Source organism: Sphingopyxis sp. GW247-27LB, assembly GCF_002277025.1.
Classification (GTDB): Bacteria; Pseudomonadota; Alphaproteobacteria; order Sphingomonadales; family Sphingomonadaceae; genus Sphingopyxis.
Genome location: NZ_NIWD01000019.1, coordinates 126,397 through 151,871 on the forward strand (window position 1 = coordinate 126,397; position 25,475 = coordinate 151,871).

Annotated in this window: 21 protein-coding genes; 16 read left to right on the forward strand and 5 right to left on the reverse strand. The window is 59.8% G+C overall.

Annotated elements, in window-relative coordinates; translation table 11 throughout:
- Positions 1-88: 88 nt before the first annotated feature.
- From CD928_RS22560 to CD928_RS24090, 5 genes are all read left to right on the forward strand, one after another.
- Positions 89-625, forward strand: a complete 537-nt coding sequence (locus tag CD928_RS22560; protein WP_176473675.1) for an RNA polymerase sigma factor — start codon at positions 89-91, stop codon at positions 623-625.
- Entirely contained in the window at positions 622-1,572 is a 951-nt protein-coding gene (locus tag CD928_RS22565) for a FecR domain-containing protein (protein ID WP_095389354.1), read from the forward strand. The genes CD928_RS22560 and CD928_RS22565 overlap by 4 nt, the downstream gene beginning before the upstream one ends.
- A 97-nt stretch (positions 1,573-1,669) precedes the next feature.
- Entirely contained in the window at positions 1,670-4,285 is a 2,616-nt protein-coding gene (locus tag CD928_RS22570; RefSeq protein WP_095389356.1) for a TonB-dependent receptor, read from the forward strand.
- Position 4,286: 1 nt separating this feature from the next.
- A complete protein-coding gene (locus CD928_RS23210; protein WP_141237234.1) occupies positions 4,287-6,413 on the forward strand; it encodes an Atxe2 family lasso peptide isopeptidase in 2,127 nt (708 codons plus the stop codon).
- A gap of 135 nt (positions 6,414-6,548) precedes the next feature.
- Positions 6,549-6,980, forward strand: a complete 432-nt coding sequence (locus CD928_RS24090) for a GFA family protein (RefSeq protein ID WP_095389360.1) — start codon at positions 6,549-6,551, stop codon at positions 6,978-6,980.
- Positions 6,981-7,039: 59 nt separating this feature from the next.
- Here CD928_RS24090 and CD928_RS22585 read toward each other — a convergent pair whose 3' ends face one another.
- The 5 genes from CD928_RS22585 to CD928_RS22605 all read right to left on the reverse strand — a co-directional run bounded on the left by CD928_RS22585 (position 7,040) and on the right by CD928_RS22605 (position 10,137).
- Entirely contained in the window at positions 7,040-7,651 is a 612-nt protein-coding gene (locus tag CD928_RS22585; RefSeq protein ID WP_095389362.1) for a plasmid pRiA4b ORF-3 family protein, read from the reverse strand.
- A gap of 18 nt (positions 7,652-7,669) precedes the next feature.
- The gene (locus CD928_RS22590; RefSeq protein ID WP_095389363.1) at positions 7,670-8,293 is read right to left on the reverse strand and encodes an NUDIX hydrolase; all 624 of its coding nucleotides are present in this window, start codon (positions 8,291-8,293) and stop codon (positions 7,670-7,672) included.
- 258 nt (positions 8,294-8,551) lie between these two features.
- A complete protein-coding gene (locus CD928_RS22595; protein WP_095389425.1) occupies positions 8,552-9,472 on the reverse strand; it encodes a nucleotidyltransferase domain-containing protein in 921 nt (306 codons plus the stop codon).
- Between the two features lie 40 nt (positions 9,473-9,512).
- The gene (locus CD928_RS22600; protein ID WP_095389365.1) at positions 9,513-9,896 is read right to left on the reverse strand and encodes a type II toxin-antitoxin system VapC family toxin; all 384 of its coding nucleotides are present in this window, start codon (positions 9,894-9,896) and stop codon (positions 9,513-9,515) included.
- On the reverse strand, positions 9,889-10,137 hold the full coding sequence (locus tag CD928_RS22605) for an AbrB/MazE/SpoVT family DNA-binding domain-containing protein (protein ID WP_037514232.1): 249 nt from the start codon (positions 10,135-10,137) through the stop codon (positions 9,889-9,891). Before CD928_RS22605 ends, CD928_RS22600 begins: the two co-directional genes overlap by 8 nt.
- A gap of 179 nt (positions 10,138-10,316) precedes the next feature.
- On the opposite strand from CD928_RS22605, the gene CD928_RS22610 reads away from it, so the two are divergent.
- The 11 genes from CD928_RS22610 to CD928_RS22660 all read left to right on the forward strand — a co-directional run bounded on the left by CD928_RS22610 (position 10,317) and on the right by CD928_RS22660 (position 25,418).
- Positions 10,317-11,012: a helix-turn-helix transcriptional regulator gene (locus tag CD928_RS22610; RefSeq protein ID WP_255247301.1), complete on the forward strand. Its 696-nt coding sequence runs from the start codon at positions 10,317-10,319 to the stop codon at positions 11,010-11,012.
- Between the two features lie 62 nt (positions 11,013-11,074).
- Positions 11,075-11,404: a hypothetical protein gene (locus tag CD928_RS22615; RefSeq protein ID WP_255247302.1), complete on the forward strand. Its 330-nt coding sequence runs from the start codon at positions 11,075-11,077 to the stop codon at positions 11,402-11,404.
- Positions 11,405-11,463: 59 nt separating this feature from the next.
- A complete protein-coding gene (locus CD928_RS23555) occupies positions 11,464-11,919 on the forward strand; it encodes a hypothetical protein (protein ID WP_176473677.1) in 456 nt (151 codons plus the stop codon).
- A gap of 152 nt (positions 11,920-12,071) precedes the next feature.
- On the forward strand, positions 12,072-12,860 hold the full coding sequence (locus CD928_RS23560) for a JAB domain-containing protein (RefSeq protein WP_176473678.1): 789 nt from the start codon (positions 12,072-12,074) through the stop codon (positions 12,858-12,860).
- A 94-nt stretch (positions 12,861-12,954) separates the two neighbouring features.
- Entirely contained in the window at positions 12,955-17,181 is a 4,227-nt protein-coding gene (locus tag CD928_RS22625) for a strawberry notch family protein (protein WP_095389371.1), read from the forward strand.
- 263 nt (positions 17,182-17,444) lie between these two features.
- Positions 17,445-17,906: a MucR family transcriptional regulator gene (locus CD928_RS22630; RefSeq protein ID WP_095389373.1), complete on the forward strand. Its 462-nt coding sequence runs from the start codon at positions 17,445-17,447 to the stop codon at positions 17,904-17,906.
- Between the two features lie 482 nt (positions 17,907-18,388).
- The gene (locus CD928_RS22640) at positions 18,389-20,434 is read left to right on the forward strand and encodes a ParB/RepB/Spo0J family partition protein (RefSeq protein ID WP_095389378.1); all 2,046 of its coding nucleotides are present in this window, start codon (positions 18,389-18,391) and stop codon (positions 20,432-20,434) included.
- 103 nt (positions 20,435-20,537) lie between these two features.
- Complete coding sequence (locus CD928_RS22645) at positions 20,538-21,089, forward strand: hypothetical protein (RefSeq protein ID WP_052182080.1); 552 nt, start codon at positions 20,538-20,540, stop codon at positions 21,087-21,089.
- A complete protein-coding gene (locus CD928_RS22650) occupies positions 21,086-21,979 on the forward strand; it encodes an ArdC family protein (RefSeq protein ID WP_095389380.1) in 894 nt (297 codons plus the stop codon). Before CD928_RS22645 ends, CD928_RS22650 begins: the two co-directional genes overlap by 4 nt.
- 81 nt (positions 21,980-22,060) lie before the next feature.
- On the forward strand, positions 22,061-22,411 hold the full coding sequence (locus tag CD928_RS23565; RefSeq protein WP_176473679.1) for a hypothetical protein: 351 nt from the start codon (positions 22,061-22,063) through the stop codon (positions 22,409-22,411).
- Between the two features lie 175 nt (positions 22,412-22,586).
- The gene (locus tag CD928_RS22660; RefSeq protein ID WP_161785621.1) at positions 22,587-25,418 is read left to right on the forward strand and encodes a TonB-dependent receptor plug domain-containing protein; all 2,832 of its coding nucleotides are present in this window, start codon (positions 22,587-22,589) and stop codon (positions 25,416-25,418) included.
- Positions 25,419-25,475 lie beyond the last annotated feature (57 nt).

Here is a 25,475-nt window from a genome sequence, read left to right on the forward strand (position 1 = left end):
TTCCACTAAAGAGACGTCGAGCGAGCACGGGAGGTTAGCGACGAAGCCGAACATGAACCGGGATCGGCTCCGAAGGCGGGCGGGGTGGGTGGCTCAGTGGGTCATCCCACACGAACATCGTGTGCGCGCTTGGCTTCGCGCATCGCGCGCCTCGCCGGAAGAAGCCGACGAAATTGTGCAGGATTGCTACTGCCGTTTTGCTACGATCGAGAGCGTCGAGCATATCGAGCAGCCGAACATTTATTTCTTCGCTATGGCCCGCAACCTGCTCATTCGTACGCGCAAGCGAGCGAAGATCGTGCCGATCGAATCGATTGTGGACCTGCAGGACGCGTTAGTCGATGACCTTCCCGATCCCGAGACAGTGGCCGCTGATCGGCATGCTCTGGCAAAGCTCATCGCGTTGCTACCGGATCTTCCGGAACGATGCAGACGCATTCTCGAAATGCGAAAATTCGATGGTCTCTCCCAGCGTGAGATCGCAGCGGCGTTGGGGGTAACGGAATCGGTTGTGGAGAATGATGTGCAATTTGGAGTTCGGTATCTTCGCGCCGCATGGCGCGATGCTGAGTATCGGGCGGACCAAGCCATGCAACGGTTTGGTGAGGGAGGCGCGCGCCGATGACCCAAACCAGCGCCTCTATCGACGCAACCGCCGCTCAGTGGGTTGCGCGTATGGACTCCGAGAATTGGACCGAGGCCGACGACGTCGCGCTCGAGGACTGGTTGAACCTCGACATTCGCCATCGGGGCGCGCTCGTGCAAGCTCAGGCGCTATGGACCACGCTATCCGATCAGCGTCCGTTTCAATCGATCAATGAGGATGTCGAACAACCTGTATCCGACCCCGGTCGCCGAAGCCTGCTGCTATGGGCTGGCGGAGCACTCGCGGCCTCGATTGTCGGTGGTCTCTATCTTGCCGATGCCGGCAGCTCGTACTCCACCGAAATTGGCGAAGTGCGTCGCGTCGCGCTTGATGACGGCTCAACCGCGGCCCTTAACACGGACAGCAAGGTCGAGATCGCCTTCGCCAAGAAGGCCCGGGTCGTTCGCCTCGATCGCGGCGAGGTGTGGTTCGAGGTTCATAAGGATACCACTCGTCCCTTTGAGGTCGAGGCTGGCGACATCCGGGTTCGAGCTGTCGGAACGGCCTTCGCGGTAAGGCGCCGCGCAGATGGCGCCGAGATAGGCGTCACCGAAGGCGTCGTTGAGGTTTGGAAGATCGGCAACGAAAGTCCGCGCATGCGCCTTCGGGCGGGCGAGGCCGCTATCGTGAGTGACAGCTCTGCTGTCGTTCGCGAGCAATCGGAACCGGACGTTGTCGAACGTTCGCTTGCGTGGCGCACTGGGAAAATTGATCTTGTCGGAACGCGCGTGAAAGACGCCATTGCCGACATCAATCGCTATAATAAGCGGAAGGTCATCTTGGCGGATCCGAGCTTGGCGGGCGAGGAGTTCGACGGAGTATTCCGCACAAACGATCCCGAAGGCTTCGCGCGGGTCATTGCTGGAAGCTTCGATCGGTCCCTCGACCTCACAAACCCCGAGGAAATCAAGATTGTTGCCCGCTAAAGAGACATCGTTCTGAGGGAATAAATAAGGAAAATTCTCTTGGAAGGCTCCTTTCAATGACAGGGCTTCAACGGCCCGTGAATGAGGGGGCAATTCAATGAATTTCGGGACCAAAAGCAGCATTCTTCTGGCGTCATCGGCGTCCATCTGTGTCGTGGCGATGCCAACGCCCGCCGCTGCCCAAACACGTTCATTCGACGTTCCCGCGCAGCCAGCCGAGACCGGGATTCCGGCGCTCGGGCGCCAGGCGGAGATTCAGATCGCAGCCGCCAGACGATTTACCAAGGGTCTTCGCACAAACGAAGTCCGCGGAACGATGACGGTGAAAGAGGCTCTCTCGAAATTGCTCGCCGGAACGGGGCTGACCGTAAGATCGACTGGACAGCGGACCTACATGGTTGTGCCTTCCCCAGTGCGGTCGACGGCGGAAGAGCTTTCCTTCACCGGCGAACCTTTGGCTGCTCAAGACGAACAGATCGTGGTGACGGGCTCGCGGATTCGGGGTGGTCAGACGACCTCACCGATTACCACCATTTCGCGGCGCGATGCGGAGCGGGCGGGCCAAACCGATCTCGGTCAAGTGATCCGCGATCTCCCGCAGAACTTCTCGGGCGGTCAGAATCCCACGATCGCGCCGACCGGCCAAGGCAGTTTTTCGAACGTCTCCGGTTCCTCGACTCTCAATCTGCGAGGTCTGGGCCCAGATGCGTCGCTGACGCTATTGAACGGCCATCGCGTCGCATTCGATGCCATCAGTCAAGGCATCGATATTTCGGCAATACCGCTGGCGGCGATTGAGCGCGTTGATGTGATAACCGACGGCGCATCGGCACTCTATGGATCGGACGCCGTAGCCGGCGTCGCCAATATCATTCTCAGGCGCACCTTTGACCGGTTGTTCACTTCCGCGCGGATCGGCGCCGCGACAGAGGGCGGAGCCTTTGCACAGCAATATAGCGCTGTCGGAGGTCCTTCGTGGAACGGTGGTAGCTTTATGCTCGCCGGCGACTTCTCCCGAACTGGCGAAATCAAAGGACGGCAGCGACCCTATACCAGCAACCTTCTTCCCGACTCCACTGTCGTGCCCGGTCAAAAGCAATTGAGCATCGTCCTCGCAGGCAGGCAAGAAATCTCCGATACAAGTGTCCTTGAGATTGACGGCCACTTTACGCATCGCACGACGGCGCGCTGTATTTCGCCGACCAGCGCCGCCGTTTCGATCAGCTGTTACCGGCAAGGGAGTGTTGTCGCCTCGGGCGTCGACAGCTGGTCTGTATCCCCGGCATTCCGCTTTTCACTGCCCTCGGGTTGGAATCTGAATATCCTTGGAACGTACAGCCAGAGCAACAACACGATCTCGAATCTCACATATGCCGGCGGTGTCGAGACAATGCGCGCCTTGCCCAATTATGATAATAGTCTGAGGTCAGGCGAGATTGGCGCAGAGGGGCCAATTTTTAGTTTGCCCGGCGGCGACGCAAGATTGGCGATCGGGGCGGGCTATCGCTCCAACCGTCTTCGCGTCGATTCTCGCCGAATTGTCGGCGGCGTTGAGGCGCCAATCGATGTTTTTCGTGAATCGCGCGAAGTCTTGTTCGGTTACGGCGAAGTGTCGTTGCCGCTGATTTCAGAGACAAATGCGGTCGCCTTCGCAAGCAAACTGCAGGTGAATGGCGCAATCCGCATCGAGGATCATAGAGGAATCGACCGTGTTACGACGCCGAAGCTGGGGCTGATTTACGCGCCCATCCACGGGTTAGAACTCAAAGCAAGTTGGGGCAAATCGTTCAAGGTTCCGACCCTCTTTCAGACGGGCCAAACGACGAATGCACAGTTGGTGCCGGGATTCATTTTCAACCCCGCGCCCGCAAACGCGAATCCCGTGCTCTTGGTATTTGGCGGCAATGGGAACCTTCAGCCGGAACGTGCGACCACATTAAGTCTGTCATCGTCGATCGAGCCCGTGAGCGTTCCCGGGCTGAGGATCGACTTGGGATACTTCAGGATTCGATATAAAAATCGCGTCGCGGAGCCGATTTCTCCGGTGACAAGTGCATTGCTTCCGGTATTTGGCGACTTTGTAGCGCTCAATCCGTCGGCGACGGACGTGCTCTCGATCGTCGACGGCCTTACCGGCACATTCGCAAATTTTACAGGCGCCGCCTTCGATCCCGGCGCGGTCGCAGCGATCGTCAACGATCAGCTCCAGAATATATCTCTGCAATCGGCCGAAGGTTTCGACGGATCGGTGAGTTTTCTCCATGATCTTGGAGACGACAGGACTTTGTCATTCAAGGGAGCGCTGAGCTACCTCGATAGCTCTCGGCGGATAACGGCCAATCTTCCGACCATGCCGCAAGCGGGCTTGATATTTCAGCCGCCGCATTGGCGCGGAAGAATGAGCGCGAGCTGGGAGGAAGCCAATTTCGTGCTAAGTGCGTCCGGATCATTTGTTGGCGGCACCAAAGACAATCGATTCCAGCCAAGTGCGAGAGTCCAATCCTTTGTGACGTTCGACACTGTCGCGACCTTCCGAAGCGCGAGGGCGAGCGGCCTGCTGTCGGGCACGAATTTGACCATCGCTATTCAAAATCTGTTCAATGAGAAGCCCAGCCTCATTCGAACGGTCGATCCGGCGGCATTCCGATATGACTCGATCAATCATTCGCCATTTGGGAGGGTAATAAGCCTGACGTTGTCGAAGGCTTGGTGACGTGTCGTTCCCAAAGCGCTTCGCCGCGACATTGGTGGCCGGGGCAGCGGGCGTCCTCCCACATTCCGCGCTCGCCGCCGATGTCTGTGCGAGATTGGCGCCACCAGCACAGAAGGAGATTCGTACCGGTCTCGTCACGCCCGAGCTGCTTGCGCAGCTACGTGATATTGGGCCGGCGACGTTGCCAGACCGCCGCCGAAAGCTGTTCACCATATCGCCTGACGGAAAATGGGTGGCGTTCTTCCTCCATCGAGGATTTCCAAGCGAAAACGTGTACTGTGTCGGACTGGCTATTCTTTCGCTCGAGAGGCCGGCAAATGTTCGGATCCTCGATTTTAGCCGCGAACTCATCCGTGACGAACCGCCCAGATATGGGTGGGCGAAGTTTCCTATTGGAACTGCCGCGCCAGTTACGCCCCGTTGGGAACCGGCGGGGCGCTGGATCGCATATCTGAAACGCGAGCATGGTTTGACTCAGGTGTGGCGTGTCGATGTCGGCACGGGGGCTGCCAGTCAGGTCACGAATTCTCTCGTGAATGTCGATGACTTCCGGATTACCGAGGACGGACGAACGGTTGTTTATTCGTCCCGCCCAAAATTGCCCGAAAAATCAGCTGAGATTGATCGGGAAGGATTGAGGGGCTGGCGGTTCGATGCGCGGGCGTTTCCGGTGCGTGGCGCGAGGCCTCAGACGCCCGACGCGGATCGCTTCTTGGCGAGTGTAGATCTTGAAGAGGGGCGGGAACGAGAGGCGCGTGCCGATGAGGCCAGTCTGTTTGACGTAGCTCGAGGTCTTCCGGGAAACGCCACGGCGTATTCGAGAGCTGCTGGCGGCTCGGAAGCATGGGCGGAAACCATCGACACTCCACTCTTCCCTCCCCTCTATCGCTTGACGGCCAAACGTAACGAAAAGTCAGAACAGTGCCATTTCAGGGCCTGCGAATTCGATTGGTCCACTTCAGTCTGGTGGAATGACGATGGAACCAGGATTAGATTCTCGCGCCGCGAGGGTTGGGCAAACAGCCTCACTGCCATTTACGAATGGATTCCGGGTCAAGGTGAACCTAGACGCCTTCTCCTCACCAGCGACGCGTTGATCGAATGTCAGCCGATCGCAGATGATTTGCTCTGCCTGCGGGAGCGGTCGCGACGACCGCGCCATTTCGTGAGACTTCAGCTAGCCACCGGCCAAATCAAAGAGATATTTGATCCAAACCCGGAGTTCTCGAACCTATCGCTCGGGCGCGTAGAGCGGTTGAATTGGCTCAACGCTGAAAACGTGCCCTTTTATGGGGATCTTGTTTATCCAGTCGGGTACGAGCCTGGCCGCCGCTACCCGATGGTGATCGTTCAATATCGGACCAAGGGATTCCTTCGCGGGGGTATCGGGGACGAGGTGCCGATCCAAACGCTTGCCGGAAGAGGCTACTTCATTCTCAGCGTCGACAATCTGACGTATGAAGATATCGTCGGGAGAAGACAATCAATCGAGCAACTCGTAGCAGCCTTCAACGACGATTTCAGAGGTAGACGGAGTATTATATCGGCGATCGAGATCGCCACCCGTCGACTGATCGACAAGGGTCTCGTTGATCCGCAACGTATCGGAATCTCCGGACTGAGCGACGGATGCACCACAGTTCAGTTTGCCGCGGTAAACAGCCAGCTTTTTTCAGCTGGGTCAGTCTCGGGCTGTGGATGGGAGCCCTTCCAAGACGCGATCTTAGGGCCAATGATCGCGCAGAACTATCACGAAAGCGGGTGGCCTCGCCTCGCGGACGCGAACCCCGGGTTCTGGTCGAAGATCTCAATCACCCTTGATCCCCGGCGCGTGAGATTTCCGTTCCTTTTTCAGGCTGCGGACAATGAGTATCTAGCGATGGTCGGTAGCCACACGGCGTTAGTTCAAGCAGGGATTCCCAGCGATCTCTATATTTTTCCGGACGAAGATCACATCAAATGGCAACCCGCGCACCGGTTGGCAGTCTATGAGCGAAATCTCGCATGGTTCAATTTCTGGTTAAAGAACGAGATGCCGACCGATCCTGCCCAACTGGATGAAGCAGGCCGCTGGAAGGCGATGAAAGACAACTGGCCCCGCAAACCGACCGCGGATGAGCCGAGATGACTCCGGCGAAGAGCGCCGGCCCAAATCGATGTGATTTTCGTCTGGCGGGAGAAATCTGTTGGTCAGAAGATGATCGATTGCGTGCATACCGAGCTTCGGTAGTGTCGGTTCGTGCCAGACATACAGGAGGTCGTCATGCCCGAACCAATTCATGGCTCTTGCCTTTGCGGACAAATTTGCTTTGTCGTCGAAGGAAAATTTGGACCAGCTGGGCAATGCCACTGTTCAAAGTGCCGAAAAGTGTCTGGAACCGACGGCAACGCCGTTTTTTATACCGCAAGAAATGGCTTCCGCTGGATAAAAGGCGAAGACAATATTGGGACCTACGAAGTCCCCGGCCAAAATGGATGGCGCTCCAGCTTCTGCAGAACTTGCGGTAGCCCAACGCCTCACACCGACCGGGATGGCAAAATATTCTTCATCCCCGCTGGCTTGCTAGACGACGATCCGGGGTTTCGAGGTTATGCCGCACATATATATGTCGGTTCGAAGGCTCCCTGGGTGTGTATCACAGATGGAGCCCCACAGTTTATGGCGGGGTTGAACTCGGACAAAGTAGATAGCTAACGCCTCAGAGAAGACGGTCCGCTTCTTAGCTATGGTGCAAGCGAGAAAAGCGACGCCGATCAGTCGCCTCGAGATGGGGAGGATGCGTTAGCCAACTTTCCCTGCGCCCGTCGCTTGGCGAGCTTGGCCATGCGTGTGTTGACCTCGTCAGGACTGATATCGGCGGGATCGAAGACGCCGCCATACCATTGGATCATCGACGCGCGCTCCGGATGGCGCGGCTTCGCCATGGCCTTGAGAAAGTCTTCAAACCCCGGTGTGCCGCCGACATCTTCGGGCGGGGCGCGCCGTTCACCATCGACGAAGCGAGGATAGTCCGTTGCGGGAATTGCTGACGTCACCTCTTCGATCTCCACACGATGGCGCCAATTATCCCCGAAATCATAGGTGTAGATGAAGCTGGTGACCCCGCGCTCGACGAGCGTGCCGATGCGTACATTGGCGGCGTCGCGGGTGCGGATCATGTACGCATCATCGTCGCGGAAGCGGATGCCATAGGCAGCATCGCCGACCTCGAAGCGGAACAGATGATAGTTTTCGAAGAGCATGCAGGCTTGGATCGCAAGATGCAGCGTCTTTAGGCTGTTGGTCACGGGCAGCTCGACACGGCGCCAGATGGCTGGCTTCATGTCTTCGAGCGTGATGCGAATCCGGGCGATTTGATCAGTCATATTGCTATCGAGCCAACCTTAGTCGAAGAATGCAGGCTTTGTCGTATCGGTGGCATAGGCAAAGGCGGCGTGAATGTCGGCCTCGATCGTCCGCCCTCTCGACAAGGGCGGCAAATCGTCGATCCCGAAGAAACGCGCCTCGATGGTTTCGAGACCCGGTTCGGGAATGGCGTTATCAGTCCGGTCGCACAGGAAAAACATTTTGTAAAAGTCGCGGACGTCGGCGGGATAGCTTGAACTGGCTTTGTGTCGAACGCCGAATAGGCGCCGGGCTGAAACCTTCAACCCGGCCTCTTTTCTCATCTCCTTCTCGATATTGCGAGCAGGGGAGAGACCAACGTCGGCAAAGCCGCCGGGTAGCGTCCACAATCCATCGCATTCCTCGCGCACGAGAAGTATCATGTCCTCTTCGACGAGCGCCCCACGCACGTCCACCTTGGGTGTCGCATATCCGCGCGCAAAATCCGGCACGAGATCTGAGATTCGTTCGATCGGGACATTGCCGAGAGCGGACAGCATCTCGTTGGCGATCGTGGCGATCTCTTCATAGCGTTCCCGGTCGAACCGATCTCGCGTGAAGTGGAGCCCCGTCGAAGCGATGCTCTGAAGCCGTTTCCCGTAGGTGAGCCATTGTGGTTCCAAGGACCGATCCCCTTTTCTCCGCCAGGCAGAAATCCTGGCCAGGCTAGCGCCGACATGCCGAGCAGACAACGCCAAGTCGTGGAGCATTTCGGCAGATGTCTGCGTCCTCGACAATTCTCACGCGGAGCAGCGATGTTGGCTGGGGGAGGGGCGCCTCCCTTCGGGATCGCCGCTCTATCTCCGCTTCGCTTCGACCGAGCCCCGTTCCGGGTCTCGTCCGTTCCGGCAACGATCGGCTGGCGGGGCGCGGCGCTACAGCTATGCCTTTGCTTCAGCCTCCAGCGCGGCGATCCGTGCCGAGCAGATCTCATGAACACGCTGCCCGAGGATCTCGACGCGGCCCGACAGCCAGTCCAGCTCCTCGCGCGAAATCTTATAGTGACGCGAGTATCGCGCCTTCCGATAAGCGTCCTTGAGCTTCTGATACATTGCCCGCTCGGCGCGGGTGCCGCGTGGCCAGACATCATATAGATGGCGATCCAATTGCTCGGCCATGTCGCGCAGGAACAGGATATTGTGATCGTAGGGCGTGTAGAATTTGAGGACGAGCAGCAGGCCTTGGTAAAGATTCTCCACGGTCTGATGAAGGTCGAATGCGGCCTTCCTTAGGTGCTCGCGTGCTACCGCATCCCGATACCCATCGAAGAACGCAGTCGCGTCCGACATATATTCTGCGAAATACTCCTGCGCGGCCTGCAGAGCCATTTCAGGGGTCTTCGGCTTCGGCTTGCCGAGCTCCTTGTCGTCCGACTGGTAGAGGATGACGCCGTCCTTTACGATCTCCATGAAGAAGACACGGCCATGGGCGAGCGCGTCGTTCACTTCCTGAAGCGAATGGACGATGAAGTTCGCCGGCGTCTTGATCACCTTCTCGAGGAGATAGGCGTCGCTGATCCGGCGCTCCGCATCCTCCCAATAGGTCGCGCGGTCTGCGAGTTCATTCTGATTGACGATGACGAGGATGTCATAGTCCGAACGATATTGGTTGGCATCCTGCGGTGCCTCGACCCAATCGCCGCGGGCGTAAGAGCCGAAAAGGATGACCTTGAGAATCCTGCCGTTACGCCGTGCGCCAACGGCATTCTCCGTCGCGGCGCGTAAACCTTGAAACAAAATCTCGACGATAATATCCAGCTCGCGCTGCTTGCGATGCGGCAGGAAGTCGATCTCGGTACGCATCATGCGGTTCCGCGTGCGTTATAGGCGTGCTGCAGTCTCATCACCGGGCAACTTCGATGGCGACGCCGATTTCGAGATCCTTCCACGCCCGGTCCATGGTGATAGCCGTCGCCCCGAGGGAGTGTGCGAGCGCAAGGCAAGCCCGGTCGCCAAGCGAAAGGCCGGCGACCTTCGTCGATTGCCGCAGCTTGCCCATGAAAACCGCGCCCTCCTTGTCCAAAATGCGTGTGTCGAGGTCGAGCAATGCAATCAGCTCATCGATTTCGTTGTCGCCAAGCCCCCGATCTTGCAGCTTGCCCACAATCTCGGCCAGATTCACTGCGCTAATGCAGCCGGTGTCCAGATGCGCTTCGATCCGCTCCGCTCCAGGCTCTTCCTGAATCACGGCGAGGACGGCGGAGGCATCAAGCACATAATCAGTCACGCGCGGCCTCCGACCGGCGATCCGCGATCAATTCGTCGGCCAGCGAAGCGCTGGCAGGGACATGGTGGCGGACAAGAGCTCGCACACGGCCAAGCGCTGTCTGGAATGATCGGACGCGCAACTCTCCGTCGACAACCTCGAGGCGCACATCGTCCCCATCGGCGATCCCGAGCGCCTTACGCACGTCCGCCGGAATTTGAAGCCTGCCGCCCGACACGATACGAGCCTTGTGAACGCTCATGACGAAACCCCTATACGATGTTCAAGGATGCCAACAGTGTCGCTTAGCCACAGCCTGTAGGCAAGTTAAAACAGTCCATGTTTGGCCTATCATGTCTTAAACTTCCAGATTGGCACCATTAAGCCCGGGTCGCCGGTTTGCGAATATTGGCTTCTTGCCCTATTAACAGAGATGTAGAGATGTCCGGATCAACCGCCTCGCGCGATGTTTCGGACCATAACGATCGAATGTCGATCGAGGGGAGCGAGCGATGTTGCGCGCTAATGGTTCGTCCCATTCCGATGGGGCGGCGACGCTATGCCGTGGGGTCGGAAGGGCCACCATGGAATTTCCGGCTCGCCAGGTTGCCGGGTGCTCTCGTGAGCGATGAGGCCGACTTCGAGCGTTGGTCGCGGTTGACGAACAAACACCGCGCCTGCCTCGACCCGCTGCTCGAACGAAAAACTTCCAAGGAGATCGCGCGCATGATCGGCCTGGCGAAGCCGACGGTCGACCAGCGCCTTACAAAGGCTCGATCCATCCTTGGTGTCGATACGCGCGATCAGGCTGCAGTCGAGTACGCACGCCTCAAGAAAAAGTATGATCGGATCACATATGATCCGATACACATTCCCGACAGGACGGAAATAGTGCCATCTGACTTCGCGGAGGGAGACCCCTCGACCGTAATCCATCTGACCGACATGGCAGTCGCCGCTCGGAGCACGGATGGACCGGTGGAAGGACTTTCCGATCCGCTCGGGCTCATCTGGAGACGAGATCATAAAGGTTTGGCGCGCCTCGCGCTCATGATGACGATGCTGGTCGCTTTGCTGCTTGTCGTTCATGCAAGTCTGGGAATTTCCGAGACTCTGACCCGGCTCGTCTCCGGCTGAACTTTTGAAAAGCAACGCCAACAAATGCCCGGAAGTCCTTCGCTTCCGGGGAAGGAGAAGTTATGCCTGAGAATCTCAAAGCAATGACCCTGCGACTTCAGCAGGACGTTCCCCTTGCCGAAGCAAGCCTCGACAGCGCCCTCATCGCCGTCTCGACCCTTATGACGAGCGTCGTCACTGCCCGGCAGCGCGTTGGCGTGGCGCCCAAGGCCGGCCAGGCATCGATCATGCGTCTCGCAAAGGCTCAGCTTTCGCTGGTCGAGGTAAGCGGTGACGTCTTGCGTGTCCATGGCGAGCTCGCGGACATCGCGCAGGAGACCGCGGGTCTTGATGTGCACGAATGCCCAAATCAGGCCAAAGCAACCGGCGCGCAGCTTGCCCTTGTCGCCTGAAACTTGACTGGGAGCCATCAGCATGATTTCGAGGAAGAATGTTGCGGATAGTCATATTCTTGATCTTGCTGCTGATGGCTTCGGCCTACGCGCTATGGAAGGGAGGGGGCCCCGAACGTGTGATGGCGACAATCCTCCTGGGCATGCTCGTCGTCGACCAGCTGGTTCATCTTCTGATCCCTGCGCAGTTCGCGAGCGTCGATACCGCCCATCTGGCTCTCGACCTGATTGCGGCACTTTTGACCTTCATGTTGGCGATGACAGCACATCGCTTCTGGCCGATGGTGGCAGCTGTCCTGCAGACTTTGCCACTTCTGGCGCACTTCAGCCGGCTGGCGGACGTGGGGATGCATCCGATTGCCTATTTGACGATGCAGGTTGCTGCCTCCTGGCTTCTGCCGCCGCTCCTCGCCGCCGCAACCTGGAGGCATCAGACCCGGTTGCGGAGGAGCGGCAGCGATCAGTCCTGGCAGCCCTCATCGCTGCAGTCGCACCTTCCGAGAGTCTTCAGATAGCTGACCGGCTGCTCTGCGAATTCCGCAGCCTCGACCGCGTCCTGACACAGAAGCCCGAGGCTCTCCGGCGAACCCTGGGAGGCCGAGACAGCGTTGCGGCCCTCATATTCGCGGCACGCGCCGCCAGTGTCGAAGCACTACGCTCCAGCCTTATGGGCCGGACTATCACGCCGACTGATCCGAAACTCATTGCCTATCTCAAGACCTCGATGGGGAGCCTTCCCGAAGAAGTACTTCGGGTTCTGTTCCTCGACGGAGCCTGCCGTCTCATAACGGACGAGCAGCTGCAGCAGGGCAGCCTGGCCCAGCTCATCCTCTATCCACGCATCATATTCAAACGAGCATTGGAGCTCGATGCGGCATCGATTGTGCTTGTGCACAATCATCCCAGTGGTGATCCGACCCCAAGCGAAGCGGATATCTCGTCTACGGAAAGACTCGCGGCTCTCGCCAGCAACTTGGGAATCGAGCTCACCGAACACATCGTCGTCAGCCGATCGGGCCACGCTCTGATCGGACAGCGGCCACATGGCCGCGGCCTCATGGAAATGGTCAAAAACCACCTTCTCCGGGATTCTGGCCGGTCGACCGGATTTCCTGATCGTGACCTCGCGCTGTCGAATGCAAGGCGTACTGCACGGAGGCGCTTGCTCCGCAGACATATTGTTGGATCTAGGAAATACTTAGGCGAGCCGGCGTGGGACATGCTGATCGACCTCTTCATCCAGCATTGCGAAGAGAGAAAGATCGCCACCGGCGATCTATGCGTATCTTCCGCATTGCCGCTGAGTACGGCTCTCCGCCTTGTCCAGCGAATGTGCGATGACGGGCTCATTCGCAAAATAGCCGACACCACCGACGGGCGTCGACAATTCGTCGAGTTGAACCCCGACCTCGCGTGGCGTCTCCTGGCCTACTTCGGCACGCCAATAGATGACTGAATGCTCCACTGAGACAGCAACGCCCGGCGTAAAGGAGTGAGAGAAGGGGAGGGGCTTTCGGGGCCAATATTGGCCCGAAAGAGGAGACCCTTCCATGATCATCGAAACCGACCAGGCGCCTGCTGCGGCAGCGCGCCAATATGCTGCGGCGTGCCAGATCGCAAAGTCGCTTCAGAATGATGCGCCACTCCCGAGAAGCCTCGCCACCGAGGCAATGACCGCAGCGTATGGGAGTAGCTCGGCCGACGGAACCTGGACGCAACGCGACAGCTTCGTCGCGATCGAGGTCGGAACGATACTCGCGCTGCGCTCGATGATGCTTCCTGAGACGCCAACAGGGATCGTCGAGAAGCTCGAGGAATTCGAGAGGCGGCTCCCGACGCAAACGGTCCGGAGCGAGGAGCAAATCTCGACCCAGCATTTTTCCACCCCATTGGCGCTCGCATGGCTGGTGTCCCACCTCGCCGCGATCGGCGACGACGATATCGTCCTTGAACCCAGCGCAGGCGTGGGAATGCTCGCCACATGGGCGGATCGCGCCAAAGCTGTCTGTATCAATGAGATTGATCCGGTCAGGGCAGGGCTGCTCCGACACCTGTTTCCCGGAATCAGCGTCACGTCATTCAACGCGGCTCAGATCAATCAGCACGTATCGGTCGCACCGACTGTCGTGATAATGAATCCGCCGTTCGCTCGCAACGCAGCCGGCGCCGTGGACCCGTTCGCCGCTCACCGCCATTTCGCCGCTGCGCTCGCTGCCCTTCAGACCGGCGGCCGTGTCGTCGCCATCATGCCGGACAACTTCCACCCGGGCGGAAAGCACGGCTCGCTGTTCGATCGCGCGGTTTCCGGTTCCCATGTCCGGTTGATGCTCCGGCTCGACAAGGGCTTTACAGGGAAGGGGACATCGGTCGCGGTACGCATTATCGTTGCCGACAAAGGATCCGGGGGCCGGCGCCCGCCCTCGACAATCAACCGGGCATCGGTTCGCAGCCTTCTCGAAGCCATTCGCGAAGTCCCGCCCCGCGCGGTTATTCAACCGGCTCCCCTGCCGCCGCCGCCGGGGGCGGCGAAGCCTGCGTCGCTATTTGGTGCGTTCCGAGCAGTCCCCGCCAAGTCTTTCCCGCGGGCCGCGCGACCGCTTCCGAGCTTCGAGATAGCTACTGTCGATTATCGGGTTCACGATCCCGTCGCCGCGGCCCATGATGATGCCGCCCTATATGTTCCATGGCGCAGTCAGCGCCTAGAATTCGACAACCCTTCCGAGCACCCGAGCCCGCTGGTCGAGTCTGCCGCGATGGCGGCCGTCGCGCTACCGGCGCCGAACTATAGGCCGCAGCTTCCCAAACGGGTGCTCGACGACAAGGTCTTGAGCGCGGCCCAGCTCGAGACGATCGTCCACGCACTCGCCGCGACCGACATCGACCTCCCGGGCCGCTATCGCCTGCCGGATAAGGGCCTTGCCCTCATCCCCCACGCCGAAGGTCAAAGTTATCGCCAGGGCTTCTTCCTTGGTGACGGAACCGGGGCAGGGAAGGGACGCCAGATCGCGGGGATCATCATGGATCAATGGCTTCGCGGTAACCGGCGCCACCTCTGGTTAAGCGATAGCAGCGCCCTGATTGAGGACGCCCGCCGCGACTGGCAGGCGCTCGGCGGGACGCCGCTCGACATTCAACCCTTGGGCCGTGTCCGTGCCGGCGCCGGGATCGAGATCGGCGATTCCATCTTGTTCGCTTCCTACGCCACCTTGCGAAGCGAAGCTGGTGGCGATCGCCGACTTGACCAGATCCTGACATGGCTCGGCGACGAGTTCGACGGATTGCTCCTGTTCGACGAAGCACATGCCATGGGCGGCGTCGCCGGTGGGGAAGGGCGATTCGGAGCGACATCGGGGTCTCAGCAAGGCATTGCCGGGGTCGAGCTTCAGAACCGCTTGCCCCGCGCGCGCGTCATATACGCTTCCGCTACGGGCGCCTCTGACGTTAACAATCTGGCCTATGCGACACGGCTTGGCCTATGGGGCGAGGGCACGGCGTTTGTCGACCGCGAGGCGTTTACCGCGCGCATTCGTGACGGCGGCGTTGCCGCGATGGAGCTTGTCGCGCGCGAGCTGAAGGCCATGGGTGTCTATACCGCGCGCGCGCTTTCCTACGCCGGTGTCGAATATGACATCCTCGAGCATGAGCTGACGCCGGGGCAGATCAGAGACTTCGACACCTATGCGGACGCCTGGGCGATCATTCATCGGAATATGGAAGAGGCGCTTGCGGCCGCCAGCGTCGTCGACCGGCTGACTGGCGCTACCCTCAACGGCCAAGCCTTGTCGGCCGCACGATCACGCTTCGAAAGTGCGAAACAGCGGTTCTTCTCCGCGCTCCTTCTCGCAATGAAACTGCCAAGCCTGCTCCCCGCGATCGATGTCGCTCTGCAGTCCGACCAGAGTGCCGTCATCCAGCTCGTCACGACAAGCGAAGCCCTGCTCTCGCGCCGCCTCGCCGATCTCGATCCCGCAGATCGCGCGGAGCTGGCGCTCGACCTCTCGCCTCGCGAGCTCGTGATGGACTATCTTCAGGCCGCCTTTCCCACGCGGGCGATGGAAATCGTCAGCGATGACGACGGCAATGAACGGTCGCGCCCATTGTCCGACGCCGACGGCAATCCGGTGCATAGTCAGGAGGCGCTGCGAATTCGCGAGGACACTCTCGAGCTGCTTGGCGCTATGCCGCCGATCGCGCCCGCCCTCGATGCCGTCATCGAGCGATTTGGTACCGACGCCGTAGCCGAGGTGACCGGACGGACAAAACGTCTCGTGCGCCTTCCCGATGGCAGTCAGAAGTTGCAGTCCCGCTCGCCTTCGGCGTGCATGGCTGATGCCGACGCCTTCATGAACGGCGCCAAGCGCATCCTCGTTTTCTCGGACGCAGGCGGTACGGGCCGATCCTATCATGCCAGCCTCGATCACCAAAACCAGCAGCGCCGCGTTCACTTCCTCCTCGAACCGGGCTGGCGGGCCGATCGCGCGGTTCAAGGGCTGGGCCGAACTAATCGCACCAATCAGGCTGAACCTCCGATCTTTCGCCCGGTGACGACCGATTGCCGCGGCGAACGCCGATTCATATCGACGATCGCGCGCCGGCTTGATGCGCTCGGCGCGCTTACCCGGGGGCAGCGCCAGACGGGTGGGCAAAATCTCTTCGATCCGATGGACAATCTCGAAAGCGACTATGCCAAGGATGCGCTGCTGACCTGGTATCGACTGTTGCATCGCGGCAAACTGACCAGCGTCACCTTCGGTGATTTCTGTCACCGCACCGGCTTGCGCCTTGAATATGAAGGCGAGCTGGTCGAAAAACTCCCGCCCATCCAACGGTGGCTTAACCGCATTCTTGCTCTGCCGATCGCGATCCAGAATGCAATCTTTGACGAATATCTCGGTCTTGTCGAAACCCGCATCGATGCCGCAAAGAAGGCTGGCACCTTCGATGCCGGCGTCGAAACCATCCGCGCCGACAAGCTGACAATCGCCGACGAGATAACCCTCCGCGGTGGGGCGGACACGTCGACCTCAACACGGCTCCTCACCGTTGAGGCCGAATGGCAGCGCGAAATGCGCTCGCTGGCGGACGTGTCCGCCTTGGCGGAACGTTTCGGCGCGCGGGCACTCCACTTGCGCAATGCGCGTTCGGGAAAGGTTGCGTTGCAAACGCCGGCGCGAACCCGATTGACCGACGCAGGCGAAGCCGTTGCAACCTGGCAGCTCACCCGCCCCGGGAACCGTCAATTTATCACCGCCGGGGATCTCGAGGAAAGCATGTGGGAGCCGGTCGACGCCGGGACCTTCGCAGACTGCTGGACGGCCGAGTGCGACGGGCTCCGCCAAAATCCCAATCGCGAGCGCTTCTTCCTCGCCGTCGGCCGCCTTCTTCCGATCTGGAACTTGCTTGGTGATGATCCTGAGGTTCGACGCCTCGTGACAGCCGACGGACGCGCGCTGCTGGGCCGCATAGTTCCGCGCGGCGACGTAAACGCGCTGCTCGGCAAGCTCGGTATCGCCGGCGCGATCGAACTTGCGCCCGCCGAAATTGTCGCCGCCGCATGGGAAGGAAAGACCGTCCCGATCGGGAGCAGCACGGGTCTGACGCTTCAGCGCCGGCGCGTTAACGGAGAATCGCGCCTCGAGCTCAACGGGTTCGATCCGCGGTCATTGCCATCGCTGAAAGCCCATGGCTGTTTCACAGAAATCATCCAGTTCAAGACCCGTATGTTCATTCCGGTGTCGCGAGCTGCCGACATTGTCTCGGCGCTATCGGCTAAATGACACCGGCGATCGGAAGATAGTTCAGGAAGAATGGGTCGCCGAAAATAGAGGCGGTTTGTCGGGCAGGTTCGCGGTAGTGCTTGAAATGTCGATGTGTCTTCATTTGACGGCACTATAAGCTTACACCTTTGTAAGTTATTGAATGTCAAATCATGGCGCTTTCCTGCAGCCTACCTCGCAGGTATAATGAAAAAACTGCTTGCAGGACGGCTCTCCAGTGAGGATTACGGCGCCGGTCGCAACCAACCATCAGGAAAAATCAAATGAACGATATTCCCCAGGATACGGGTGATCTGCTCACCCTCACCGCAGATATTGTTGCCGCGCATGTGGGCAACAATAGTGTCGCAATTTCGGACCTGTCACTTCTAATCAACAACGTGCATTCCGCACTCTCTGCACTATCTCATCCCGCTGAAAAGCCCGAAGAACCTCTTGTGCCGGCGGTCTCAATTCGTTCGTCGGTGAAACCTGACTACATTGTATGTCTTGAGGACGGAAAGAAGCTTAAAATGCTTCGGCGACATCTTATGACCCATTATGGGCTCACGCCCGAAGACTACCGCGCAAAATGGGGACTGCCTGCCGATTATCCCATGGTCGCACCAAGCTATGCGGAAAAACGGCGGGTGCTGGCAAAAGAAATCGGGCTCGGCACGAAAGGTCGCGGTGGCGGTCGTAAGCCTGCCCGGAGTGCTGCCAAACCAGCGGTAAAGCGCACCTGATTACCAATCAGGGTGGCGGGGCGGCCTATGACGGAGCCTCGCCACAACTTCCTGCCATTCGGTCTCATCTCGAGGCCCAAATTCGATTGTAGGCGCTTCTAACGTCGCAGCGACCTCGACTGGTCGGCGACGGCATATTGTGCAGCGCATATGCTCGATGACGTCTGTCGGCCGACTATCCCAGTGGTGCAGAGCAAACCAGCGCCACAAAATTCCGCCGTCCACGACGCCCCGATGCTCACAGAATCCGCATCGCACCGCGACATTTGAGCGGTTTCGCCTGATCTCTTCGAGCGATTCAAAACTCCCAGCCACACGCTCTCCCATAGGAGGATAGCACAAGCGCGCAATAACCTGGGCTGCGCGGAGCCATGGCGCGCCTTCGGCGCGCCAGGAATGAGAGGGAAGGGGGAAGGAAGGGGGCGAGGCCCCTTGGGAGTTAAGCCCATGAACCGGGTCTCGGTTGTTACCGGAGATTCATCATGCAGAACCAGCCGATTCCTTTCAACAAGCTCCGTCTCTCGCCGGCCAATGCCCGCAAAACCTTCACCCAAGCCGGTATCGATGCCCTCGCGGTTTCGATCGACGCGTATGGACTTCTACAACCCGTCATCGTCAGCCCGGCTACCGACAAGAAGTCGTTCTTCGACGTTCATGCGGGCGGCCGACGCTGGCGCGCGATCGCGCAGCTCATCAAAAGCGGCGAACTGCCGAAGAATGCCATGGTCGATGCGCGCGTGTGCAATGACGAAAAAGCCGCGCTCGCTGAAGAAATCAGTCTGGCCGAAAACATCATCCGCGAAGCCATGTCGCCCGCCGATGAATGCCGTGGCTACCGCGCCGCCATGGACAAGGGCGAAAGCGAAGAGGAGCTCGCGCGGCGGATGGGCGTCACGGTCCGTCACGTTCAGGGGCGTCTCCGCCTCGCCGATCTTGCCGAGCCGATCTTCGATGCGCTCGCCGAAGGGAAAATTACCCTCGACGTCGCCAAGGCATACGGAAGCACCGCCGATCGCGACACGCAGCTCGCCGCCTGGAATGTTTTCAAGGATAGCTGGCAGGGCGATCAACCCCACACGATCCGGCGCTATCTCAACGAGAGCGCGATCGAGGCGAGCAGCGCCGTCGCGAAACTGGTCGGTGAGGAGGAATATCTCGCCGCCGGTGGTCGCATTGAACGTGACCTCTTCGCCGGTGAGGGGGAAGGCCAATGGCTTGATCGCCCGATCGCCGAAGACATCGCCCGCGGGAAGCTCGAGCAAGCTGCCGAAGCCATCATGGCCGTCGGCACACTGGGATGGATTCGCGTTCTCCTCGCCCAGCATGTTCCGCATTCGGCGACCGCAGGCCTGCACGACTATTACATCCGGCGTGGCGAACTGAGCGAAGACGATCAGGCCCGCATGACCGCGATCGAAGAGCGGCTGCAGTCGATTGAGGAGGAACTGGAGGATGCAACCGATCCAGACGTGATTTCGCGTCTCGAGGCCGAGAATGAAGCGTTGGACGCCGAGCATACCGAGATCGATAAACGCAGCTATGTGATTCCGGAGGACGAACGGCCGCACGTTGGCACATTCCTCTTGCTCGCCGCCGATGGCACTCCGAAGGCGTCGCACCGCTACTTTTCGACGAAGGCGCCCAAGCGCGAAAAGCAGTCCCAAAAGGCCACCGGCGCTGACCGCGCTGCTCTGGAGGACGCTCTTCCCCGATCGCTCGAGGAGCAGCTTGCCAAGGAACGGCGCGACGTCTTGGCGTTGCACATCGCCCATGATCCCGCACTCGCGCTCGATCTGACCATCTTCCGCCTCGCGCGGAAATTTACGGGCCACGCCGCTTACAACGACACCGGCGTCATGGTGACGATCGGCGAGCTCTTTGACCCCGCCGGCGTCCCCGCCGCCCATTCAACGGCCGCACAAGATGGCCTCGACGCGGTCCGCTCCGGTCTTCCGTGCGATTGGGCAGGCGCCGACGACAGTTTCAGCGCGTTCATGGCGTTCCGCGAACTCGACGAAACGGACAAGGCAGCATGGCTTGCGTTTGCCGTCAGTCAAAGCCTTCAGGCGAGCCTCGCCAGCGGCGATCGCGCTAACCGCTTCCAATCCGAGCTTGGCGCGCTGCTCGAAATCGATACCGCCGAACACTGGCGGCCGAGCGCGGATGTCTTCTTCGACAAGATCCGCAAGCCGCAGATTCTGTCGATCCTGGGCAAGCTCGATCCCGAGCTTCCGGGTCGCTACGCCAGCGAAAAGAAGGCCGCCCTATCGTCTGCGGCCGCAAAACTCTGCGCCGGCGAAGCCATCGTCACGCCTGAGGTGAAGGCGCGGGCGCAGAGCTGGATCCCGGACGTCATGATGTTTCGCGCTGCCGGGACCCCGGATGAACCGGAAGCGCCGCTGGTCGACGATGACAGCAGCGAAGAGCAACCTGCCATCGATGACGCTGATGACGAGCAAGCCGACGAGGCCAACCCTGCCGTGAACGAGGTCGACCAGACCGAGGCCATTTTGGCCGACGCAGCCTGAGGCATCGCTGGGCGGCGCGGAAGCAAGGGTCTCGACTTCCAGTTGGAAGCCTGCCTCCGCGCCGCTGTCGACATTCTGAAATTTCTCTATTGGAGTCAACAAGATGCCCGATTGTGCATTTGCATCGATCGTCATCGGCGGCCGCGTGTCCGCCGACGACTTTATCACGCTCTGTCATCTGATCGTCTGTGAGGGTCTTTCCCGCGAGGAGGATGGAGAGGAATTCTCGCCAGAACTTCGAAGTGAAGGCCAGCCACTTCGCCTGTTCGACCATCAAGCGATCGGCGGGCGTTTCGGCGCTCTGGAAGAATGGTGTGAGGATCGCGGCCTTCCGTTCACACGGACGTGCGCCGGCTATCCGGGAGGCTGGCGCGCCGAACGTGTCGTTTTCACGGGGCGCGGTCCCGTGGAAGATTATCCGGCGGACAACGATGGGAACGTCGTCGCTACCAGCGAGACTGTCAAAGCACATGAACACATCTCGACGCTGCGCGCCTGGTTCGCCGCCGCCGAATTCAAGATTCCCCCGCTGGTGATCACCTCCGAAGACGTCACGTCGCCCCGCGACATTTCCCGCGCGAGCGCGGGAAGGGAGGAAAGTGGGGGAGGAGGCGGCGAGCACCGCTCGCAGCTTCAGAAAGGACCAGCGACATGAAACCTCGTCACGATATCTATCAAACCATCACCGCCGAGCTAGCCGCTGCGATCGACGCCGGCGCCGGCCAGTGGCGTATGCCCTGGCACCATGACGGCGGGACGGTGATGCGGCCGACCAGTGCTGTCGGACGCGCATATACCGGCATCAACCGTCTCGTCCTTTGGGCGTCGGCCGAAGCTCACGGTTTTCAGTCCGGCACTTGGGCTACCTACCGTCAGTGGACTGAGGTCGGCGCACAGGTGCGCCGCGGCGAAACCGGTACGCACGTCATTCTGTGGAAAAAGCAGGAGCGTGACGAACCCACGTCGGCGGATTCCGATGGCGAGGAACGCAGCGCCCGCTTCTTTGCTCGGAGCTTTGTCGTCTTCAACCAATCGCAGGTCGATGGCTCGCCCGAACGGACACTGGCAAGCGCACGGCCGATCGGCGAAACAGCCGCCTCTGCGAAACTGTTCCTCGAAAGCGTTGGCGTCCCTGTGCACTACGGCCCTTGGGACGCGTATTTTCGGCCCGATGAGGACCGCGTCTACATGCCCGACCGCGAAGCCTTCGACAGCGACGAAGACTTCATTTCGACGCTCGGACATGAAATCGTTCATTCGACGGGAAGCGCGCAGCGCCTCGCCCGCGAAACGCTTCGGGACTATTTCAAGGATCGGACCATCCGGGCCCGCGAAGAGCTGGTTGCCGAGATCGGCGCCAGCTTCTTGATGGCCGACCTTGGTCTGGGCTATTCGCCAAGGCCGGACCACGCAGCATATGTTGCCAGCTGGTTGAACATGCTCGGGAACGATACGCGCGCGATATTTCGCGCCGCGGCGGCGGCACAGGCTGCAACCGACTGGATTCATGCCCATGCCGCCTCAGGTCTGCCGATTGCGGCTTGATCGATGAGTGCGCTTCCACCTCGAGCCCATCGGTTGCTCATCCTCGCCTGTTCCGCGACAAAGCGGCAAGATGACGGCTATATGCCCGCCATCGACCGCTATGACGGACCGCTTTGGCAAACGGTCCGTTGCCATGCGGGCGATCGCAAGATGCTGAAAATCACCGTGCTGTCCGCACGATATGGTTTCCTCGACTCCAGGTCGCCGATCCAGAACTACGGCACCCATTTTACTGGAGAGTTCGCGGATCGGATGATGGGCGGTGGACTGGGCCACGCTGGTCACGGCCGCCTCTTCCCTCAAGCCGGACAATTTCGGGATCGGCGCGGCTTGCGAGATGGCTTTGCTCAGGGCGCATGGCGATCGGCCTTTCACCGTTTTCCCCTTCGACTGGTATCAGTTTTAACACCAACTGCCGAACCTAACCTATGACCTAAAGCGTGGCGAGGCCATTGGAGGGTGTTTAGGCGTCGCGCACTCATGTCTGCCTATGACACAAAATCTACGGTTAGCGTTCAACGAACCGTAGATGCAGAGCGGGATAAACCCTATCCAAATAAGACGCCTACGCCGGGATCTCGACTCGTCACACGAGATGAGCAAGCGAATGGAATTGATGCTCAGCATAGCTGCTCATATTGGTATTGAAATGGTATATAACTGTGTTATTGTCGAGACAGGTTTGAAGAGGGGAGTGAGCAAAATGGGACGGATAAAAGGCGGATTCCTGCGTTGCGGGTCGGCGATAGCTTCAGCGATTGCGCTCATGTCAGCAAGTGCCGTGTTTGCGCAAGAAACCGATAGCACAACGAGCGAAGCGCGCGCGGAGACGGACATCATCGTCACCGGCACGCGTGTCCGTACGCCCGGCCTGACCTCCACCAGCCCGATCAGCGCGGTGGAGGGTGAGCAGATTTCGCTTCAACGGGCGGTCACGATCGAAGACTTCTCGGTCAAGATGCCGCAGCTCGCGGGCGGCGTGAACTCGACATCGGTGGGCAGCGACGCATTCGGCGCGCAGACCCTGGACCTGCGTAACCTCGGGCAGAACCGCACCCTCGTACTGATCAACGGAACGCGCGCCATTCCGTTCAGCTTCCGCAATGCGGTCGATGTCAACTCGATCCCGGCTCCCTTGCTCAAGCGCGTCGATGTGCTCACCGGCGGCGCTGCAGCGGTCTATGGCGCGGACGCCGTGGCAGGGGTCGTGAACTTCATCATCGATGATTCGTTTGAAGGGTGGCAGGCGAACGCAAATTATCGAGCGGTGTCGGGTGGAGCTTCGCAATTCGGTGGCCATGTGATGGGCGGCATGTCGCTCGGCGGCCGCGGCAATCTGGTGGTCTATGGCGAATACACCGAGCGCGACCCACTGCTGGCCGCGCACCGCGCCTTTGCGCGGCGCGGCGTGGCGACGTTGCCGATCGGCGGCAATTTCACCGACGTGGCGAGCGGTAGGACCTTTTCCTACGATGCGTTGGGCAATTTCACGCTGACGCCGCAATCGACCGACTACACCCCCGATTTCCTGCTCGTCCAGCCGTTGCGGCGCATCAACGCGAGCGCTTTTCTGAAATATGACGTGTTTGACAATGTCGAGCTCTATGGCCGCCTGATGTACTCCGACCTGCGGACGCGCGGCGGCAGCCGGTCGGGGCAGAATCCTCCGACCACAGGGGCCAATGGGATCAACGTCCAGATCGCCGAGAATAATCCATTCCTCGACCCCCAAGCGCGGGCGCGGCTGACCTTCGTCAACGGTTTCGCTACCGTCAACGTCCGGCGCTCGCTCGGCGAACTCGGTGTGACCTATGCGCAGAACAATCGCGAAACCATCCAGGGCCTGATCGGGCTACGTGGCAACATCACGCCTGCAATCAGCTGGGATGCCTATTATCAGCATGGCCAGTCCAAGGAATCGATCGTCGTCAAGGGCGACGGGACGCGGTCCGCCTTTGCCGGCCTAGCTAACACGACCGACATCTTCGGGCCGGGCGGTGACTTCACCAGCGTGCTGCGCGATTTCAATTTCGGCAACCGCAAACGCACGCAGCAGGTGGCATCCGCCTATGTTGCCGGCGATACGAGCGACTTCTTCGCTGGATGGGCAGGACCGATCGGCTTCACCGCAGGCTATGAATTCCGCCGAGAAACCGGCCGGTTTGTCTATGGCGCTGACCTCGGGACGTCGTTCAACCAGGGAACCGAATCGGCGCCGCTGGTTCCGCCCTTCGTCAAGGTGAACGAATTGTTCGGCGAACTAATCGTCCCCTTGCTGTCGGATTTACCGCTGGTCCAAAAGCTGACCGTCGAAGGCGCGTATCGTCGATCCTGGTATGAAAAATCGGTGGGCGCCGACCGGCGCTACGATACGAACAAGCTTGGCATCAACTGGATCGTCTCCGACGACCTACGGCTGCGCGGCACGCGCCAAACCGTCATTCGCGACGCCAATATTGGCGAATTCGCTAACCCAGTCTTTTCGATTCCCTTCGCTAATCTACGTACGGTTGCACGTCTTTTTCCGCGCTATGCCGGGGATCCGTGCGTGGGCGCGACCAATTCGGCGACGATCACGCAATGTACGGCGCAGGGATATCGGGGAGCCTATGATTCCAACAACCCCGCAAATCTGCAGGGCGGCTATTTCTTCGGTGGCAACGCGAACATCGAAGCCGAAAGGGGCAAAACTTACACGCTTGGCGGCGTCTTCACCCCGACCTTCCTGCGTGGTCTCAATCTTTCGGTGGACTGGTACAAGATCGATATTCGCAACGCGGTCGGCCAGATCCAACCCGTCGATGCGCTTACGAGCTGCTACATTACCGATCCAACGCCGGGCAATCCACTCTGCGCCGCAGTAACCAGGGATCCAACCACCGGTTACATCCTCAATGCCTTTGTCGATGATCGAAACCTTGCGCTTATCAAGCAGCAAGGCATCGACATCGACTTCCGTTATGGATTCGATCTCGATTTCGGTCCGCCGGAGAGCCGGCTCACCCTCGGCTATACGGCGAGCATCGTCACCAAATATTCGATCCAGCGTAACGCCGCGCTAACTCCCGTCGATTGCAAGGGAACCTATGGCGCTGCCTGTTCATCGGACCTTGTGACGCTGGTTGCACCAGATTTCCGGTCGCGCGCTACGATCACCTGGGACAGCAAGCCGTTGACGGTCCAGTTCGGATGGAAACGCATCGGATCGGTTCGCGATTCGACCGCGGGTAGCACCGGTCGGATTCCTGCTTATGATTATTTCGACCTGAACCTGGCGGTTCGTCCGCCCGTCGAGGGGCTGACCCTAGCCTTCGGGATCGACAATCTCTTTGACAAGAAGCCGCCGCTACCGGTCAATCCCGGGGCATACAATACATTCCCGGATACTTACGACGTGCTGGGAACCACCTTTGGCTTCTCCGTCACCCTAAGGCGGTGAGGGCGTGGAGTGGAGGCATTGTAGACACCTAGCCTCCATTCCACCAGGGCGAGTTGT